Source organism: Streptomyces sp. NPDC007905, assembly GCF_042959345.1.
Lineage (GTDB): Bacteria > Actinomycetota > Actinomycetes > Streptomycetales > Streptomycetaceae > Streptomyces.
This window is the reverse complement of the sequence record NZ_JBIBKS010000010.1, coordinates 309,314-326,851: the sequence shown is the minus strand read 5'-3', so window position 1 is coordinate 326,851 and position 17,538 is coordinate 309,314. Positions and strand designations below refer to the sequence as shown.

Annotated in this window: 16 protein-coding genes and 1 riboswitch; of the genes, 10 read left to right on the top strand and 6 right to left on the bottom strand. The window is 73.2% G+C overall.

Annotation, left to right across the window (positions count from 1 at the left end; genetic code table 11):
• Nucleotides 1-228 precede the first annotated feature (228 nt).
• Nucleotides 229-1,254 (top strand): MBL fold metallo-hydrolase, encoded by a 1,026-nt coding sequence (locus tag ACFZDC_RS20395; RefSeq protein ID WP_391325631.1) that lies wholly within the window; start codon nt 229-231, stop codon nt 1,252-1,254.
• Nucleotides 1,255-1,338: 84 nt separating this feature from the next.
• Entirely contained in the window at nt 1,339-1,782 is a 444-nt protein-coding gene (locus ACFZDC_RS20390) for a nuclear transport factor 2 family protein (protein ID WP_391325629.1), read from the top strand.
• Here ACFZDC_RS20390 and ACFZDC_RS20385 read toward each other — a convergent pair.
• Genes ACFZDC_RS20385 through ACFZDC_RS20365 form a run of 5 tightly spaced genes read right to left on the bottom strand, consistent with a single transcriptional unit; the run spans nt 1,775 to nt 6,046 of the window.
• Nucleotides 1,775-3,187: an FAD-dependent monooxygenase gene (locus tag ACFZDC_RS20385; protein WP_391325627.1), complete on the bottom strand. Its 1,413-nt coding sequence runs from the start codon at nt 3,185-3,187 to the stop codon at nt 1,775-1,777. The two genes, ACFZDC_RS20390 and ACFZDC_RS20385, sit on opposite strands and share 8 nt — an antisense overlap.
• Entirely contained in the window at nt 3,180-4,679 is a 1,500-nt protein-coding gene (locus ACFZDC_RS20380; protein WP_391325666.1) for an MAB_1171c family putative transporter, read from the bottom strand. Before ACFZDC_RS20380 ends, ACFZDC_RS20385 begins: the two co-directional genes overlap by 8 nt.
• Complete coding sequence (locus tag ACFZDC_RS20375) at nt 4,679-5,278, bottom strand: hypothetical protein (RefSeq protein ID WP_391325625.1); 600 nt, start codon at nt 5,276-5,278, stop codon at nt 4,679-4,681. The genes ACFZDC_RS20380 and ACFZDC_RS20375 overlap by 1 nt, the downstream gene beginning before the upstream one ends.
• Entirely contained in the window at nt 5,275-5,424 is a 150-nt protein-coding gene (locus ACFZDC_RS20370; protein WP_391325623.1) for a hypothetical protein, read from the bottom strand. The genes ACFZDC_RS20375 and ACFZDC_RS20370 overlap by 4 nt, the downstream gene beginning before the upstream one ends.
• Nucleotides 5,417-6,046, bottom strand: coding sequence for an XRE family transcriptional regulator (locus ACFZDC_RS20365; RefSeq protein WP_391325622.1), 630 nt, complete (start codon nt 6,044-6,046; stop codon nt 5,417-5,419). Before ACFZDC_RS20365 ends, ACFZDC_RS20370 begins: the two co-directional genes overlap by 8 nt.
• Nucleotides 6,047-6,295: 249 nt before the next feature.
• On the opposite strand from ACFZDC_RS20365, the gene ACFZDC_RS20360 reads away from it, so the two are divergent.
• The 7 genes from ACFZDC_RS20360 to ACFZDC_RS20330 all read left to right on the top strand — a co-directional run bounded on the left by ACFZDC_RS20360 (nt 6,296) and on the right by ACFZDC_RS20330 (nt 14,201).
• Nucleotides 6,296-7,339 carry a hypothetical protein gene (locus tag ACFZDC_RS20360; RefSeq protein ID WP_391325620.1) on the top strand — a complete coding sequence of 348 codons (1,044 nt, stop codon included), beginning with the start codon at nt 6,296-6,298 and terminating at the stop codon, nt 7,337-7,339.
• A 212-nt stretch (nt 7,340-7,551) separates the two neighbouring features.
• Nucleotides 7,552-7,680, top strand: a riboswitch (cobalamin riboswitch).
• Between the two features lie 113 nt (nt 7,681-7,793).
• On the top strand, nt 7,794-9,032 hold the full coding sequence (locus ACFZDC_RS20355; RefSeq protein WP_391325618.1) for a prenyltransferase/squalene oxidase repeat-containing protein: 1,239 nt from the start codon (nt 7,794-7,796) through the stop codon (nt 9,030-9,032).
• Nucleotides 9,029-9,682: an SCO2322 family protein gene (locus tag ACFZDC_RS20350; protein WP_391325616.1), complete on the top strand. Its 654-nt coding sequence runs from the start codon at nt 9,029-9,031 to the stop codon at nt 9,680-9,682. The genes ACFZDC_RS20355 and ACFZDC_RS20350 overlap by 4 nt, the downstream gene beginning before the upstream one ends.
• Nucleotides 9,675-10,802, top strand: a complete 1,128-nt coding sequence (locus ACFZDC_RS20345) for a CbiQ family ECF transporter T component (protein ID WP_391325614.1) — start codon at nt 9,675-9,677, stop codon at nt 10,800-10,802. Before ACFZDC_RS20350 ends, ACFZDC_RS20345 begins: the two co-directional genes overlap by 8 nt.
• The gene (locus ACFZDC_RS20340; RefSeq protein ID WP_391325612.1) at nt 10,799-12,481 is read left to right on the top strand and encodes an ATP-binding cassette domain-containing protein; all 1,683 of its coding nucleotides are present in this window, start codon (nt 10,799-10,801) and stop codon (nt 12,479-12,481) included. Before ACFZDC_RS20345 ends, ACFZDC_RS20340 begins: the two co-directional genes overlap by 4 nt.
• Nucleotides 12,478-13,452, top strand: a complete 975-nt coding sequence (locus ACFZDC_RS20335) for an ECF transporter S component (RefSeq protein WP_391325610.1) — start codon at nt 12,478-12,480, stop codon at nt 13,450-13,452. The genes ACFZDC_RS20340 and ACFZDC_RS20335 overlap by 4 nt, the downstream gene beginning before the upstream one ends.
• A gap of 335 nt (nt 13,453-13,787) precedes the next feature.
• Nucleotides 13,788-14,201, top strand: coding sequence for a transglycosylase SLT domain-containing protein (locus tag ACFZDC_RS20330; protein WP_391325608.1), 414 nt, complete (start codon nt 13,788-13,790; stop codon nt 14,199-14,201).
• A 506-nt stretch (nt 14,202-14,707) separates the two neighbouring features.
• Here the strand turns inward: ACFZDC_RS20330 and ACFZDC_RS20325 are convergent.
• Nucleotides 14,708-15,943, bottom strand: a complete 1,236-nt coding sequence (locus ACFZDC_RS20325; protein WP_391325606.1) for a cytochrome P450 — start codon at nt 15,941-15,943, stop codon at nt 14,708-14,710.
• A 270-nt stretch (nt 15,944-16,213) separates the two neighbouring features.
• Between ACFZDC_RS20325 and ACFZDC_RS20320 the strand changes: the two genes are divergently transcribed.
• The gene (locus ACFZDC_RS20320; protein ID WP_391325604.1) at nt 16,214-17,383 is read left to right on the top strand and encodes a steroid 3-ketoacyl-CoA thiolase; all 1,170 of its coding nucleotides are present in this window, start codon (nt 16,214-16,216) and stop codon (nt 17,381-17,383) included.
• Nucleotides 17,384-17,538: the final 155 nt, after the last annotated feature.

Genomic DNA, 17,538 nt, shown 5'->3' with positions numbered 1-17,538 from the left:
ACCACCCGCGCCATCCGCGACCAACCCGAACGGGCCCTCCCCATCCTGGGCATCACCTACAAGCCCGACCTCAACGGAACTTGATCAAGCCCTGGCCAACCCAGCCCGCACATCAGCGCAGGTCAATCCAACTCCAGTCGGCCTCAGTCGACTTGAGCACCCATTGAAACCAGTTCTAGTTATAGTGGGCAATGGTCGTGGGGTGCGGGCGGTGGGGCGGAGGAGTGCATGGCGAAGGCGTTCGATCACGGCGGGGGCGTACGGTCCGTCCAGGTGCCCATCCCGGACAACCCTCTCGGCCACACGCTGGTGTACGTCGTCGACACCGACCGGGGGCCGGTCCTGGTGGACACGGGCTGGGACGACCCGGCGTCCTGGGAGGCGCTCGCGGCCGGTCTCGCGGCCTGCGGCACGTGCGTCGCGGAAGTGCACGGGGTGGTCGTCACCCACCACCACCCGGACCACCACGGTCTGTCGGGGCAGGTCCGCGAGGCCTCCGGTGCGTGGGTGGCGATGCACGCGGCCGACGCGGCGATCGTGCGCAGGGCACGCGAGACCCGTCCGGAGCGCTGGTACGCGTACATGGCGGCCAAGCTGACGGCGGCGGGGGCGCCCGAGGAGCACGTCGCTCCGCTGCGCGCGTCCCGCCGCCGTACCCTGCCCGGCCTGTCCCCCGCCCTGCCCGACCGCGAGATCGTCCCCGGTGAACTCCTCGACCTGCCCGGCCGCCGGCTGCGCGCGATCTGGACCCCGGGCCACACACCCGGCCACGTCTGTCTGCACCTGGAGGAACAGCATCCCGGCCAAGTGCCGGGAAGAGGACGGCTGTTCAGCGGCGACCACCTCCTTCCGGGGATCACCCCGCACATCGGCCTGTACGAGGACCCCGACGACACGACGGTGACCGACCCCCTCGGTGACTACCTGGACTCCCTGGAGCGGGTGGGGCGGCTCACCCCCGCCGAAGTGCTCCCCGCCCACCAGCACCCCTTCACCGACGCATCCGGCCGGGTGCGGGAGTTGCTCACCCACCACGAGGAGCGCCTCACCGGTCTGCTGGCTCTGCTCTCCGAGCCACTCACCCCCTGGCATCTCGCGGAGCGCATGGAGTGGAACCGCCCCTGGCCAGACATCCCCTACGGGTCGAGGACCATCGCCGTCTCGGAGGCCGAGGCCCATCTGCGCCGCCTGGTGAAGCTGGGGCGGGCGGAGCCGATCCCGGGGAGTGCGCCGGTGGCGTACGTGGCCGTTTAAGGGAGGGGCGCCGGTGGCATACGTCGCCGTGCAAGGGGAGTAAATCTGTCGCCACGTCTGGGCCGCGGCTGTTAGACAACCTCAATGGACCCTGTGAAGCGCCTGCTCGCCGAGCGCGCCTGCGAGCGCCTGATCGTGGAGTTCGTCCACCGGCTCGACCTCGGTGAACCGGCCTCCGTGGCCGAGCTGTTCACCGAGGACGGCTGCTGGCGGTGGCCGGAGGACGGACGGCGGATCGAGGGCCGCGAGGCGCTGCGCGCCTACTTCGGCTCCCGCCCCGCCGACCGCCTCTCCCGCCGTCTGATGTCCAACGTCCTGGTCAGGGTGATCTCACCGGAGGCGGCGCGCGCCGTCTCGTACTTCTCGACGTACCGCGTCGACGGCTACGCGGGCGAGGTCGTCCCGGCCGGCCCACCCGTCCAGGTCGGGCACTACGAGGACACCTTCCGTCGGGTCGACGGTGCCTGGCTGCTCGCCTCGCGGACCCTGCACCTGCCCTTCGGCGGGCCGACCCCCCGGGTCAGCTGAGCCCCGCCGCCTCCCGTTCCGCCGTGCTCAGCGGCGGGCCGGACAGGGGGCCCTTGCGGGGGCCGAAGCAGATGTTCCACAGCATGTCGGGGGCGAAGAGGCGGGTAGGCGGGGTCCTCAGGCTCATCACGTCCAGCAGGCCGCGCAGGGCGCGCGGGTTCCCGGAGCCCGCGGCGACCGCCTTGTCGACGTACGCGGTGAGCAGCCGCTCGACGGCGGTCGGCGGCTTGGGTGCGGCCCCTGGGTAGTACGCGTCCTGGCCCACCGCGAGGTTCCAGGCGTTGCCGACCGGCCGGGCCACCGCGCGCTGGATGCGGCGGGCGGTGCCGGGCGCGGTGGGACCGTGCCGGTCGAGGACCCGGCCGAGGGCCTGCACGCTCTGCGCGGCGACGGACAGGCCGTGCCCGTATACGGGGTTGTAGCCGGCGACGGCGTCCCCGATGACCGCGAAGCCGTCCGGCCAGGTCTCGGCGCTCTCGTAGTAGCGGCGGCGGTTGGCCGTGCTGCGGGTGGTGACCGGGTCGGTGAGCGGTTTGGCCGTGACGATGAGACGGCCAATGATCGGGTCCTTGAGGCCGGTGAGCGCGAAGTGCTCGAACTCCTGCGGGTCGGCGGTGGGTTGGCCGCCCCTGGTGCCGGACAGCGTGACCAGCCAGCGGTCGTCCTCGATCGGTACGACGACTCCGCCCCGGCCGGGCGCGTCGCGCGGGTCCGCCTGGACGTTCACGACCGGGTAGCGCAGGGCGGTCGTACCGTCGGGAGCGGCGTAGACACGGCTGGCGTAGGCGACGCCCGCGTCGACGACGCGTTCCTCGACAGGGGCGTGGCCCAGCTCCTGCAGCCACTTGTGCGCCTGGGAGGCGCGGCCGCTCGCGTCGATCACCAAGTCGGCGTACAGGGTGCTTGGTCGGCCGCCGGACGTGGAGGGCACCCGGATCCCCGTCACCCGCCCCTTGTCTCCGGCGAGGCCCGCCACCCTGGTGCCGTCGAGCAGCGTGATGCGGCGCCGGCCGAGGACGTCGGCCCGGATCACCGCGTCCAGCAGATCCCGGCTGCACACGATCATGTGGTGCCGTGAGTCGGTGAACCGCCGGAACCACGGTCCGGAGGGCGCCTTGCTCACCAGGTCCGTCATCACGTCGATGAGCCCGGCGCCGTTGCCGACCAACTCCCCGGTGATGCCCGGCAACAGTTCCTCCAGTGCGGCCACCCCGCCGGACCACAGCAGGTGGGCGTGGCGGGCCTGGGGCAGCCCCTTGCGCGGCTCGGGGCCCTCCGGCAGCCGGTCGGCCTCCACGATCGTGACCTCGTGGAAGCGGCTGGCGAGCACGGAGGCGGCGAGCATGCCGGCCGTACTGCCGCCGATGACGATCGCGGTACGGCGGGCGGTGGGTATGTCAGGCATGTGAGGTGAGACCTTCTGTGGCGACCGCCTCCCGGCGGAACGTTTCGACAACCGACGAGTGAAACCGCAGGGCATGCGCGATGCACTCCAGCTCACTGTCGGGGACATCGGTGGGGCGCCCGGCCCGAACGAAGGGGGCGGGCTCGGCCGGACGAAGCTGAACAGGGGCGGGCGAGGCCGAACTGGAGGAGACGGGCTCGGCAGGGCTGAAAGACACGGATACGGCCGGCCTGGAGGAGGCAGGGCCGCCAGGCCTGGACGGGGTGGGCTCGGCAGGCCTGGACGGGGTGGGCCCGCCAGGGCTGGACGGGGTGGGCCCGCCAGGGCTGAAAGACACGGGTACGGCCAGTCTGGAGGAGGCAGCACCCTCAGGCATGGAAGGCCCGTCGGCGGGGCTGGGGTCGAGGCGCGCTTCTCCCCCCGGTGTCCGCTCGTCTCCGGCCTCCGGCGAGCGCAGTGCGTCCGCTGCGACCAGGATGTCCACCGCACCCGCGATGCCGCGGGCGGCGGACTCGGGGTAGCCGGCCGCTGTCGCCGCCTGCCGCGTTCGCTCGCGGCGGGATGCGCTGCGGTGCGGGGCCAGTTTGAGCAGGCCGTCGTTGATGGTGGCCCGGCGCAGTTCCAGGCGGAGGGCGGCCCCGCTGACCCGGCCGGTCGCCGGGGCGGCCGGGGCGGTGACGGTCAGCATGGCCTGCCACAGGGGCTTGAGGCGCCGGTGGGTGCGGACCAGGCGCCGGCGCTCCTCGGCGACCGGGCCCGCCTGCCCGGCGATGAAGCCCACGGCGACCAGTCCCGCCTCGGCGATGGCGAACGGCGGGGCGACGTACGTAGACAGCCAGTCCCAGTCACGTCCGCTCCAGCGCGCACCGATCGCGGCGAGCTTGGCGATGTCGAAGATGAGCCCGAGCGCGTACGCGACCTGGAGGAAGACCACGGCCCGGCGCAGCCAGGTGTCCTCGACCTCCTTGAACCAGGCCCACAGGATGCCCGCCGCGACCAGCGCGGAGACCATGTGCGCGACGAGGTACAGCAGCGCGAACTCGCGCATCCAGGGCGTGTTGGCGTAATAGGTGTCGAGGTCCCGCAGCCGCTCCACATGGTGGTCGCCGAGCAGGAAGGTCGTCCACAGGCCGAGGATGATGGCGGCGTAGACCATCCAGACCGTACGGGTGCGCCGGCGGCGGACCGCCGATGGGGCTTCGCGCCAGGTGATGATCAGCCACAGGCAGGCCCCGCAGTAGGCGGTGAGCAGCGAATACACCCACAGCCCGGCGAAGTTGGGGACGCCGGCGATCTCGTTGATGCGGTGCAGACTGGCCGGCGGCAGCGAGGCGAAGACGACGGCGCCGATCCCGAGCAGCAGGGCGGTGGCCCGGAGGATCGGGTCCTGCCAGGCCCGCCGCAGCAGCGGCAGCTTGATCACGAAGGCCACCGCGAGCAGCGCGGCCGGAACGGCGTAGGCGGTGAACGAACCCGCCAGGTCCCAGCGCATCACGGCCCGCCGATGTTGCCCAGCGAGGACGACAGCCGGCCGGTGAGGGTGTCCTGGGTGGTACGCCCGGCCGCCGCGCCCGGGCCGACGACCCTGGAGAACTTCGCCGCCAGCCGCAGCCCGCACTCCTCGGCCTCCCACTCCGCCTCGGCCGCCGCGGCAGCGGGCGACCGGGTGGCCATGGCGACCACCTGGTCCCAGGGGATGTCCTCCTCGGCCTGGGACAGCAGCCGGCGCGCCGCCGCGGGCATGCCGGCCGGGTAGTGCACGTCCAGCGTCTGGTAGTGGATGTGGCCGATCTCGTGCCCCGCGATGACGAACTGGTGCTCGTCCGGCGCCCGCTCCTCGACCACGACGATGTACTCCTCGTCCATGGCGAAGGTGACCCCGGAGACGTCCAGGCCGGGTGGGAAGGCGACGAACTTCAGGCGGATCGGGCGGTCCAGCTGCGGGCTGAGCGTGGCGCAGACCGCGTGCAGGAACGCCTTCGGCCCGGTGGGCGGGGTCAGCGTCCGGGCGGTGTCGCGGACGAGCCGGTCGAGGAACCGCTTCGGCGAACTTGTCGTTCTGCGGGACTTCGGCGATCTGTCGGGGCTCATGCGTCGTCCTTGCGGTCGTCGTCCTTGCGGTCGTCGTCCTTGCGGTCGAGTTCGGCGGGCGTTGGGCGACCATAGGACCAGGAAGGCCGGAAGGGCATGTTCCCGCAAGGAAAACGATCGTTTACGGCCAGCACCGGCTCAGGCACGCCCGGCACCCCTCAAGGCGGCGGTCCCCTTCGCCTCCCCCGAACTCCCCGCCCGCTCCGAAGTGATGATCATCTCCGCCAGGTCGGCGAGCGTGGCCAGCTGACGGGGGTTCATCTGCGGGGCGCGCGCGGCCAGCCTGACCAGCCCGCTCTCCCGCAGCCGCAGCAGCGGGTCCGCCTCCGCCTCCAGGCTCTGCACCACCGGCTGCAGCGCCTCGTGCAGCGCCTCCTGTTCGTCGGCGGTGAAGAAGCCCGCCGACAGGCCGAAGAACCTGCGCAGCCGGTCGGTGTGTTCGAGGCCCGGCATACCGCTCTTGCGCCACTCGCTCAACCACTGCCGGCTGGTTCCGGCGATCCTGGCCAGTTCGTCAAGCGAGTACCGCTTGCCGTCGGGCCGCCGCCGGGTCTCCCGGATGAAGTCCAGCCGCTGCCGTACCCGTTGGGCGAGACAGGCCTCCGGTGCCCGGCCGCCCGAGAGCAGTTCGACGACCACGCCGACGGGGATGCCGGTGCGGTGGGAGAGCCCGGCCACGTCCAGGACCTCCGACAGCCGGCCGGGCCGGCCGGTCAGCTCTCCGAGCCGGTCCAGCACGTCGGCCAGCGGGGCGTAGGCGTCACTCACCGAGGTCCCCCCTGGGCACGTCGTCCGTTCCGTGGCTGAGCTGACGCGAGGCTACCGGGTCACCCGTGCGCCGACCAGACATGACAACGCCGACTGCGGAAATAGGCAGCAATCGTTGACAGTTGAGGGTGTGTCGGGTGAGGATCAGGGCACGGAGAGCAAGATCGACCCGCCTCGGGTGCTGCCTATGGGGGAGCAGCATCCGGGGCGTTCCTCTGTCCGCCTTCTCCCCACGAAGGTGAGGCTCCGATGCCGCAGTCCGTTCTTCTCCTCGGAACCGGCCGCCGTGCCGCGTACGACGAGTACCCGCTGGCGCGGATCGCGGCGGCCCACCCGGTGGTGCTGGTCGGCACCGCCCCGCCCGCCTGGGCGCGCCCCTACCTGGCCGGTCATCTGGTGGCCGACCCCGGTCGGGAGGCGGCCGCCGTGGCGGTCGCGCGCTACGCGGCACGACACCGGGTCCGCGGGGTACTGACCTGGGCCGGCGAGCACCTGACCGGCGTCGCACGGCTCGCCGCACGGCTGGCGTTACCCGGCATCCCGTACGAGACGGCCGCGGCCTGCACCGACCCGGCCGCGTTGTCGGCACTCCTCGCCCGCCACAAGATCCTCCCGGCCGGCCGGGAGGACACGGAGGGGCCGCTGGTCTCCGCCGAGGCCGTCGTCCTGGACGACGAGGTCCGCATCGCCGCGCTCACCCGTACGACGCCGGGCCCGCCGCCCGCCCGGCAGCCGCTGCGGCACTCCGTGCACGCCCACGACGGGTTGCTGCACAACCCGTTCCTGCGGCACACGGTGGAGCGGACCGTGCGCGCGCTCGGCCTCGCCCACACCGTCGTCCACATCGGCCTGCGGCTCACCGCCCGTGGCCCGCTCGTCACGGACGTCGTCCCGCACCTGCCCGGCGACCTGATCCCGCTGCTGGTCGAACGGGCCACCGGCGTCGACCTCGTGCGAGCCGCCGCCGCCCTGGCCACCGGCGGGCTCCCGGACGTGACTCCGACCCGGCAGCGGGCGGCCGCGATCCAGTTCGCCTATCCGGCTGCGACGGGCCGGCTGACCCACCTGCATCTGGACCCGGCGGCCACGTACGAGCCGTGCGCCGAGCGCATGGTCCTCACCCGGCGGCCCGGCGACCCGGTCACGGCGGCCGGCCACGCAGGGCCGGCCGACCGGCTCGCGCACTGGGTGGCGGAGGGCGAGGACCCGGCAGAGTGCGAGCACGCCCTGCGCGGGATGGCCCACTACTTGAGCGCGGCCGTCGTCCCGACGTCTTGGCCGCACGCGGCCTAGGCATGCTGAGCACAAGCGCCTTTGCGATACCGCCCCGCACCAGCGGGGGCGTTGCCCCACCGCCCTTAAAAACTCCTCCGGTTGTCCACGGCCCGGCGGGGCCGGCACCACGTGGTCGGGACGCGGATCGAGGTGCGGCGCACGCGCCGCCGTGGGCGTGACCCCGGTCACCGCCCCCGTGTGCCCACAGCCACCCCTCGGCCCGCTGACGGCGGCCGGTAAAGTGGCGGGGTCGTCATCACACCTGTACGGGGGGAAGCCGGTGCAATTCCGGCGCTGACCCGCAACCGTGAACCGTCCCGCGGACGGTGAGCCGGACCGCTCCGGACGGGACGTTGACCGGCTCGCGTGCGCGGCGGCCCGTCGCGCACGGCACCGTCGAGGTTTACGGAGCCGAGCCGCCCGGGGTGGTCCCGTGCGCTGCCGGTTCCCGCAGGAGAGGCAGTCGCCGACCATGAACGTCCGCCGCAGTGCCGCGGCTCTCGCCGCCATAGGCGTGCTGGCCGCAGCCGCGCCCGCCACGGCCGCCGGCCCGTCCCCGTCCCCGTCCCCGAAGGTGACCCTTCCGTCCGGCCTGTTCGGCAAGGCGGACCCGACGTACGACGGTGTCTGGCGCCAGTCGCTGGCGCTGCTCGCGCAGCGGACGCTCGGCTACCGTCCCGCCGCGTCGGCCGTCAACTGGCTGGCGGGGCAGCAGTGCGACAACGGAGGTTTCGCCGCGTTCCGGGCCGACACCGCCAAGCCCTGTGCGGGCAAGGGCGGCGCCCAGCCCGACACCAACAGCACGGCCGCCGCCGTCCAGGCCCTGCAGGCGCTCGGCGGGCACGGCGGTGAGGTCCGCAGGGCCCTGGTCTGGCTGACGACGGTCCAGAACAAGGACGGCGGCTGGGGCTACTCGCCGGGCGGCCCGAGCGACACCAACTCCACCAGCGTCGTCATCGGCGCCTTCGCCTCGGTCGGCCAGGACCCGGCCCGGGTGCACACCGGGAGCAAGACCCCGTACGACCTGCTGGCCAAGTGGTCCCTGCCCTGCGACGACGACGGGGCTGGAGCCCTCCCCTACCAGCCGGACAAGAAGGGCAAGCTGTTCGCCAACGCGGACGCGACGGCGGCCGCGGTGCTCGGCGCGCTCGGCAAGGGTTTCGTGACCAGGGCCGGGAAGGCTCCCGAGCAGGGCTCCAGCTGCACGAACTCCGACAAGCAGCTCACCCCGGCAGAGGTGGCGAACAACGCCTCGTCCTACCTGGCCAACGCCCTGACCCCCGCCGGATACCTGAAGTCGACCCTGCCCGGCGCCGAGGACCAGCCCGACTACGGCAACACCGCGGACACGGTCGTCGCACTCGCCGCGGACGGCTGGACCGCACAGGCGAAGAAGCCGTACGGCTGGCTGGAGAAGAACGCGGCCAAGTGGGCGCGGGAGAGCGGCCCGGCCGCCTGTGCCCAGCTGATCCTCGCCGCGCACGCGGTGGGCGCCGAGCCGCGGGACTTCGGCGGTACGGACCTGGTGCGGGCGCTCAACGCGACCGGCCCGGCCCCGAAGTCGGCCGCCCGCGCCGAGGAACCCGGCAACCATGACGAGCACGACTCGGGCACCCGCGTCTGGTGGATCGTCGGCGTCGGCATCGTCGCCGGCATCGGCATCGGCATCGGCTTCCTGCTCAGCGGCCGCCGTAAGCAGCGGCAGCCGTGACCGCCGTCCGCCGTGCCGTGGCCCTGCCGGTCGCCGCGCTCGTCCTCGTGGCCGGTGCCGCCCAGGCGCACGCCGCCGGTTACCGCTACTGGTCGTTCTGGGAACGGGACGGCGGCCACTGGACGTACGCCACCGAAGGGCCGTCGACGGCCCGCCCGGACGACGGGGCCGTCCAGGGCTTCCGTTTCGCGGTGAGCGTGGACTCCGCGGACGCGAGCCGGCCGCGCGGCGCGGCGGACTTCGCCGGGATCTGCGCGGGGACACCCGCGAAGCCGGGCGTGAAACGCGTGGCACTCGTCCTCGACTTCGGCACGGCCGCTGACGCCCCGTCCGGTGAGACCCCGCCCGCCCGCCGCACGGCCTGCGCCCGCGTCTCCCCGGACGCGACGACGGCCGAGGCGCTGGCCGCCGTCGCCAAGCCCCTGCGCTACGACACCAATGCCCTGCTGTGCGCGATCGCCGGGTATCCCGGGAAGGGGTGCGGGGAGCAGGTGTCGAGCCAGCAGAGCGGGGGCACGGCAGCGAAGGAGAAGCAGGCCGGGAAGGAGTCGGACGGCGGCCCTGCCCTGGGGCTGCCGATCGGAGTGGGAGTGGTCGCCCTGCTGGCGGGAGCGGCGGTGTGGCAGGCCCGGCGGCGCGGGAATGCGTAGCGGGCGCGGGCGGGCGCAGTCCACCCCCGCCCGGCACCAGCGGCACGCCCCCCTCCATCCCGGCGCCTGGTGGCTCTGGTCCCTGGGGCTGGGCACGGCGGCGACCCGCACCACCAACCCCCTCCTGCTCGCCCTCCTCATGGCCGCGGCGGGCTATGTGGTGGCCACCCACCGCTCGCCGTCCCCCTGGGCGCGCTCCTACACCGCCTTCGCGAAACTCGCCGCCGCCGTGCTCCTCATCCGTCTCGCCTTCACGGTCGCCCTCGGCTCCCCGGTCCCCGGCACCCACGTCCTGCTCACCCTCCCCGAAGTCCCGCTTCCCGACTGGGTGCAGGGCATCCGCCTCGGCGGCGCGGTCACCGCGGAGGCCCTGCTCTTCGCCGGCTACAACGGTCTCAAGCTCGCCGCACTCCTCATCTGCGTCGGCGCCGCCAACGCCCTGGCCAGTCCGGCCCGCCTGCTCAAGTCCCTGCCCGGTGCCCTGTACGAGACGGGCGTGGCCGTGGTCGTCGCGCTCACCTTCGCACCGCACCTCGTCGCCGACGTCCAGCGTCTGCGCGCCGCCCGCCGGCTGCGCGGCCGCCCGGACCGGGGTGTACGGGGCCTGCTGCAGGTCGGACTGCCCGTCCTGGAGGGTGCGCTGGAGCGCTCGGTCGCCCTCGCCGCCGCGATGGACGCCCGCGGCTACGGCCGTACCGCCGACGTGCCGGCCCCCGTGCGCCGTACGACGACCGCGCTCACCCTCGGCGGACTGCTCGGCGTGTGCGCGGGAACGTACGGACTGCTCACCGCCGAGGGCGGCACCTACGGGCTGCCGGTGCTGCTCGCCGGGGTCGCCGCCGCGCTCGCGGGCCTGCGGCTGGGCGGCCGCCGCTCCCCGCGCACCCGGTACCGCCCGGAGCCGTGGGGGGTGTCCGCGTGGCTGGTCGCGGGCTCGGGTGCCGCGGTCGCCGCGTTGCTCACGCTCGCCTCCGTGAGCGATCCGGACGCGCTGCACCCCGGGGTCGTACCCCTGGTCGCGCCCACCCTGCCCCTGTGGCCGGCCGCGGCCCTCCTGCCGGCCCTGCTGCCCGCCTTCGTCGTACCCAGGAAATCCCCGAACCCCGAGGAGCCGTCGTGATCCGCTTCGAGGAGGTCGGCGTCGTCTACGAGGGCGCGGCCGAACCGGCTGTGCAGGGCGTGGACTTCGAGGTGCCCGAGGGTGAACTGGCGCTGCTGGTGGGTCCTTCCGGGGTGGGCAAGTCGACCGTGCTGGGCGCGGTCAGCGGGCTGGTCCCGCACTTCACCGGCGGCACCCTGCGCGGCCGGGTCACGGTGGCCGGCCGGGACACCCGTACTCACAAGCCGCGCGAACTCGCCGACGTGGTCGGCACGGTGGGCCAGGATCCGCTCGCCCACTTCGTGACGGACACGGTGGAGGAGGAACTCGCGTACGGCATGGAATCGTTGGGGCTCGCCCCGGAGGTGATGCGGCGCCGGGTGGAGGAGACCCTGGACCTGCTGGGCCTGGCCGATCTGCGCGACCGTCCGATCGCCACGCTCTCCGGCGGACAGCGGCAGCGGGTCGCGATCGGGTCGGTCCTCACCCCGCACCCTGAGGTGCTGGTGCTGGACGAGCCGACCTCGGCACTCGACCCGGCCGCGGCGGAGGAGGTCCTGGCCGTCCTGCAGCGCCTGGTCCACGACCTCGGTACGACGGTCCTGCTGGCCGAGCACCGCCTGGAGCGCGTGATCCAGTACGCCGACCGGGTCGTCCTGCTGCCGGCCCCCGGCGCGGCCCCGCTCCACGGCGACCCGGCCGAGCTGATGGCCGTCTCCCCGGTGTACCCGCCGGTGGTGGACCTGGGCCGCCTGGCCGGCTGGAGCCCGCTGCCGCTGACGGTCCGGGACGCCCGCCGGCGCGCCGGTGAGCTGCGGGAACGGCTGACCGTGGGCGCCCCGCCGCCAGGCCCGGCCCCCGCCCCCGCTCCTGCTGTGCACCGCGCCCCCGTACCGTCCCCGCGCCGCCGCCCGTTCAGGCGGTCTGCCCCCGACCCCGCCGCTCCCGCGCAGGTCGCCGAAGTCCGCTCCCTGGCCGTCCGGCGGGGCCGGATCACCGCCCTGCGGCACGTGGAGTTGACCGTGGCGCCCGGCGAGACGGTCGCGCTGATGGGCCGTAACGGCGCCGGGAAGTCCACGCTGCTCGGCTCCCTGGTCGGGCTGGTGGAGCCCACCGCTGGCACGGTCCGCGTCTGCGGTGCCGTACCGCACCGCACCGCGCCCCGCGACCTCGTGCGCCGGGTGGGTCTCGTGCCCCAGGAGCCGCGCGACCTGCTGTACGCGGACACGGTGGCCGCCGAGTGCACGGCCGCCGACCGGGACGCGGGTGTCGAGCCCGGCACCTGCCGGGCCCTGGTGTCCGAGTTGCTGCCGGACATCACGGACGCCACCCACCCGCGTGACCTCTCGGAGGGGCAGCGGCTGGCGCTCGCCCTGGCGGTCGTCCTGACCGCCCGTCCGCCCCTGCTCCTGCTCGACGAGCCGACGCGCGGTCTGGACTACGCGGCCAAGGCCCGCCTGGTCACGGTGCTGCGCGCGCTGGCCGCTGAGGGGCACGCGATCGTGCTGGCCACGCATGACGTGGAGCTGGCGGCCGAGATCGCGCACCGGGTGGTGCTGCTCGCCGACGGCGAGGTGATCGCGGACGGCCCGACGGCGGAGATCGTGGTCTCGTCCCCGTCCTTCGCCCCGCAGGTCACCAAGATCCTTGCCCCGCAGCGCTGGCTGACGGTGGCCGAGGTCCGAAAGGCCCTGGCATGACGACTCCGCCCGCCCCACACCGGGACCGCACCGGCCTCGCCGGCCCCACCGACCCTGCCGGGGCCGGCCGTCCCGGCCCCCCTCGCGCAGCCGGGCCCTCCGTCCCCGCGGGCCGCCCCCGTCACCCCGCCCCCGCTGCCCGCCCCGCCCCCGCTGCCCGCCCCGTCCGCGCCGTCCGCCTCGGCCCGCGCTCCCTGGCCGCCCTCGGCCTGGTCAGCGCGGTCGGCGTGGTCGCCTTCGGCTGGCCCTTCCTCGCCCCGCCCACCTCGCGGCTCAGCGCGCACGCCGAGGACGCGCCGTGGCTGTTCGCGGGCCTGCTGGTGCTGCTGGTCGCGGTCGTGGCGGCGACGATCTCCGAGTCCGGTCTCGGTCCGAAGGCCGTCGCCATGCTGGGCGTGCTGGCCGCGACCGGGGCGGCGCTGCGCCCGATCGGCGCGGGCACCGCCGGGATCGAGCCGATGTTCTTCCTCATGGTGCTCAGCGGGCGGGTGCTCGGTCCCGGCTTCGGCTTCGTGCTCGGCTCGGTGACGATGTTCGCGTCCGCGCTGCTCACGGGCGGGGTCGGCCCGTGGATGCCGTTCCAGATGCTGGCGATGGGCTGGTTCACCCTGGGCGCCGGGCTCCTGCCGGGCCGCTCCCGCCTGCGCGGCCGGGGGGAACTCCTGCTCCTGGCCGTCTACGGCTTCCTCGCGGCCTTCGCCTACGGCACGGTCATGAATCTGGCCGGCTGGCCCTTCATGGGCGCCCTGACCTCGAACATCGCCTTCGACCCGCACGCGACGGTCCCGGCCAACCTGGTCCGGTTCGCCGCCTACTGCCTGGCCACCTCCATGGGCTGGGACCTGGGCCGGGCCGTCTGCACGGTCGTCCTGACCCTCGTTCTCGGCCCGGCGCTGCTGCGCGCGCTCCGCCGGGCCACCCGACGGGCCGCTTTCGAGACCGCGGTCACATTCGACGCACCCGCTGGGTGAGCACTTGTATCCAGCCTGTCAGACCGCCGGTGAACCACCCCACATGACGCACGTCACCTACGACCGAGGGCCGTAGGTGTATATGTCCGATACATCATCTCATGCACCCCTTCTGACCTGCACAGTGAGAGCCACGCCACACGAACGATATTTACCGTCAATCCGGCCACAACTAGTAAAAGGGGTCATTGCGGACGCGTTTCGAGCCTGTTTCTCTGGACGACGTCGCCAGGCGCTACGAGCCCGAACGGGTCCGGGCGCCGACGTATGCGGCCACCACATGACGTGGGGCTCGGATACGGGCGATCCCCTGTTCCCGACGTAAGAGGTTCTCCGTGTCCGTCTCCTTCATCCGCCGCATCGCCTCCCCGAAGAAGGCCCTCACCGCCGCCGCCCTGGCTGCCGCCACCGCCGGCATGGCACTGACCGCGGCGCCCGCCCAGGCCGCCACCACCTCGGCCTCCTCCGCTCAGGCGATCGCGCACAAGATGATCCCGGACGCCGCGCAGTACAACGCTTTCAGCAAGATCGTCGAGCATGAGAGTGGCTGGAACCCCTCCGCCACCAACAGCTCCTCCGGCGCCTACGGCCTGGTCCAGGCCCTGCCCGGTGCGAAGATGGCCTCGGCCGGTTCCGACTGGAAGACCAACCCGGCCACCCAGATCAAGTGGGGTCTGGACTACATGAACTCCCGCTACGGCAGCCCGGCCAAGGCCTGGAGCTTCTGGCAGGCCAACGGCTGGTACTGAGCCACCCGGTTCCACCCCCTGCCCCACCTCCAGGCCCCACCCAGGGCCTGCCCCGGGCCGCCCCGCTGCCGAACCAGCGCGCGATGCCGGCCAGGGCCGCCCGGTACGACCCTCGGTGGTCGACGGGCCCCCATACAACAGCCGCACCCTCGCCCCCGCCGGGCGAGGGTGCGCGCGCATGTCCGGCCGTTGCCGAGGGGCACGTCGGTGTCGTCGTCCCCGCCGTACCGCCCCCCGGCACGGGCGTCTGCGGCGGTGGCCTTCGCCCGGCCGGACACGAGCCGCTCCCCCGCCGCACGGCCCCGGTGATCGCGATGTCCGGGGTGGGAGCGATACGGCAACGGCCGCGGGGCGCGACCCGATCGCGCCGTCCTCGTCACGGCGCGGGAGCGGGCGGCGCGGCACGGGGCCTCGGGGGAGGCAGGAACCGGGCATAGGGACGGGGTGTTCCTGCCTCCCTCGGGGTGGGCCGGCGGTGCCGGGAGCCGTCGGCCCCGATCGGTGGATCAGGCCGTGGTGACCTGAAGTTCCTTGACGCCGTTGATCCAGGCCGAGCGCAGCCGGCGGGGGGTGTCGGCCAGGCGGAGGGACGGCATGGCGTCCGCCAGGGCGTTGAAGATCAGGTCGATTTCCAGCACCGCGAGGGACTTGCCGAGGCAGTAGTGGGGGCCTCCGCCGCCGAAGCCGAGGTGCGGGTTGGGATCGCGGGTGATGTCGAAGTCGTCGGGTGCGCCGAAGACCTCCGGGTCGTGGTTGGCGGAGGCGTAGAAGAGGCCCACCCGGTCGCCCTTCCTGATCCGCACCCCGCCGAGTTCCGTGTCCTGGACCGCCGTGCGCTGGAAGGAGTTGACCGGGGTGGCCCAGCGGACTATCTCCTCGGCCGTGGTCGCCGGGCGCTCGCGCTTGAAGAGGTCCCACTGGTCGGGGTGGGTGAGGAAGGCGTGCATGCCGTGGGTGATGGCGTTGCGGGTCGTCTCGTTGCCCGCCACCGCCAGCATCAGCACGAAGAAGCCGAACTCGTCGGAGTTCAGGTTGCCCTCGTCCTCCGCCGCCACCAGCGTCGTCACGATGTCGTGGGCCGGGCACTGCTTGCGCTCGGCGGCCATGTTCATCGCGTAGGCGAGGATCTCGGTGGCCGACTGCGCGCCGACCTCCTCGGTGATCGCGTACTCGGGGTCGTCGTAGGCGATCATCTTGTTGGACCAGTCGAAGATCTTGGAACGGTCCTCCTGCGGCACGCCGATCAGCTCGGCGATGGCCTGCAGGGGAAGCTCGCAGGCGACCTCGGTGACGAAGTCGAAGGGGCCGGAGCGGGCGCGGGCGACCGCGACGATCGCCTCGGCGCGGGAGCGCAGGCGGTCCTCCAGGGCCCGGATGGAGCGGGGCGTGAAGCCGCGCTGCACGATCTGGCGGACCCGGGTGTGTTCGGGCGGGTCCATGTTCAGCAGGATCAGCCGCTGGGCGTCGATCGCGTCGCGTTCGATGTGCTCATTGAAGCGGATGATCGCGGTGTTGAGGTACGAGGAGAAGATCTCCGGGTGCGTGGAGACGTACTTGACGTCCGCGTGCCGGGTCACGGCCCAGTAGCCGTCGTCGGCGAAGCCCGCCAGGCCGCGCGGCTGCGGGATCCAGCGGACCGGCTCGGTGCGGCGCAGCTCGGCGAACTCCGGGAGGGGCACGCGGTGGTGCAGCAGGTCGGGGTCGGTGAAGTCGAACCCGTCGGGCAGCGCTGGGCAGTGCATCGGCGGCTCCCGTCGTTCGTTCTGACGGCCCATCAGGCGTACGGCTGCCGTGAAGGTAGTAACGGGTTCTAGAAGTCGCAAGACATGCGGCGGCCCCAATTGCGTGTGCAGTTCGTGCAGATCACGACTTCGGGGGCTGCACGACTCTTGCGGCAGTGGACACGATGTCAGCAGACTTCACCCAGAAATAGTACGCGTTCTAGTTCTGCGTGGCGGGCGGGCCGGGTCGCCCCCGCGCCGCGCGGGCGACCGAGGAGAGGACGCACCCCCATGGCCGCGGAACCCGTGATCGTCGAAGCCGTACGCACCCCGATCGGCAAGCGCGGCGGCGCGCTCGCCCATCTGCACCCCGCCTATCTGCTGGGCGAGACCTACCGTGAACTCCTCGGCCGCACCGGCATCCCCGCCGACGCGGTCGAGCAGATCGTCGGCGGCACGGTGACCCATGCCGGCGAGCAGTCCATGAACCCCGCGCGCACGGCCTGGCTGACCATGGGGCTGCCGTACGAGACGGCGGCGACGACCGTCGACTGCCAGTGCGGCTCCTCCCAGCAGGCCTCGCACATGGTGGCCAACATGGTCGCAGCGGGCGTGATCGACGTCGGGATCAGCTGCGGGGTCGAGGCGATGTCCCGGGTGCCGTTGGGCTCGGGCTCGAAGCACGGCCCCGGCAAGCCCTTCCCGGACGAGTGGAACATCGACCTCCCCAACCAGTTCGAGGCGGCCGAGCGGATCGCCCGGCACCGCGGCCTGACCCGCGAGAACGTGGACGCGCTGGGCCTGCGCTCGCAGGAGCGGGCGGCGCACGCCTGGGCTGAGGAGCGCTTCAAGCGGGAGACCTTCGCCGTGCAGGTGCCCACCACCGAGGAGGAGCAGCACGCCGGGCAGGGCATGTGGCGCCTCGTGGACAGGGACGAGGGGCTGCGCGACACGTCGATGGAGGCGCTGGCGGGGCTGAAGCCGGTGATGCCGACCGCCGTCCACACGGCCGGGAACTCCTCGCAGATCTCCGACGGCGCGGCGGCGATCATGTGGGCGTCGAAGCGGATGGCTCGCGCGCTGAAGCTGAGGCCGCGGGCGCGGATCGTCGCCCAGGCCCTCGTCGGCGCCGACCCCCACTTCCACCTCGACGGGCCGATCGACGCGACCAGGGCCGTACTCGGCAAGGCAGGCATGTCCCTGAAGGACATCGACCTCGTCGAGATCAACGAGGCTTTCGCTTCCGTGGTGTTGAGCTGGGCTCAGGTCTTCGAGCAGGACCTGGAGAAGGTCAACGTGAACGGCGGTGCGATCGCCCTGGGCCACCCGGTCGGGGCGACGGGGGCGCGTCTGATCACCACCGCCCTGCATGAACTGGAGCGCGCCGACCAGGAGTTCGCGCTGATCACGATGTGCGCGGGTGGCGGGCTGGCCACCGGGACGATTATTCAGCGGCTGTAGACGTCAGGTACGGGAAGGCGGCGAACGCGGCGGGGCCGACCGTGAGGACGGGCCCGCCGGGTTCGTGCGGCCGCGTTGTCCACGACCGCGGCCGCCTGGGGCAGGGAAGGCGAGTGGACCCGCCTCACCCTGCCGGTGCCAGGCGACTACCGGCT

Excerpts from the sequence above, each read along its gene's own strand:
- ACFZDC_RS20325 (WP_391325606.1), bottom strand. The coding sequence starts at position 15,943 with ATGCACTGCCCAGCGCTGCCCGACGGGTTCGACTTCACCGACCCCGAC.
- ACFZDC_RS20345 (WP_391325614.1), top strand. The coding sequence starts at position 9,675 with ATGCGTAGCGGGCGCGGGCGGGCGCAGTCCACCCCCGCCCGGCACCAG.
- ACFZDC_RS20380 (WP_391325666.1), bottom strand. The coding sequence starts at position 4,679 with ATGCGCTGGGACCTGGCGGGTTCGTTCACCGCCTACGCCGTTCCGGCC.
- ACFZDC_RS20360 (WP_391325620.1), top strand. The coding sequence starts at position 6,296 with ATGCCGCAGTCCGTTCTTCTCCTCGGAACCGGCCGCCGTGCCGCGTAC.
- ACFZDC_RS20390 (WP_391325629.1), top strand. The coding sequence starts at position 1,339 with ATGGACCCTGTGAAGCGCCTGCTCGCCGAGCGCGCCTGCGAGCGCCTG.
- ACFZDC_RS20375 (WP_391325625.1), bottom strand. The coding sequence starts at position 5,278 with ATGAGCCCCGACAGATCGCCGAAGTCCCGCAGAACGACAAGTTCGCCG.
- ACFZDC_RS20320 (WP_391325604.1), top strand. The coding sequence starts at position 16,214 with ATGGCCGCGGAACCCGTGATCGTCGAAGCCGTACGCACCCCGATCGGC.
- ACFZDC_RS20385 (WP_391325627.1), bottom strand. The coding sequence starts at position 3,187 with ATGCCTGACATACCCACCGCCCGCCGTACCGCGATCGTCATCGGCGGC.
- ACFZDC_RS20395 (WP_391325631.1), top strand. The coding sequence starts at position 229 with ATGGCGAAGGCGTTCGATCACGGCGGGGGCGTACGGTCCGTCCAGGTG.
- ACFZDC_RS20335 (WP_391325610.1), top strand. The coding sequence starts at position 12,478 with ATGACGACTCCGCCCGCCCCACACCGGGACCGCACCGGCCTCGCCGGC.
- ACFZDC_RS20355 (WP_391325618.1), top strand. The coding sequence starts at position 7,794 with ATGAACGTCCGCCGCAGTGCCGCGGCTCTCGCCGCCATAGGCGTGCTG.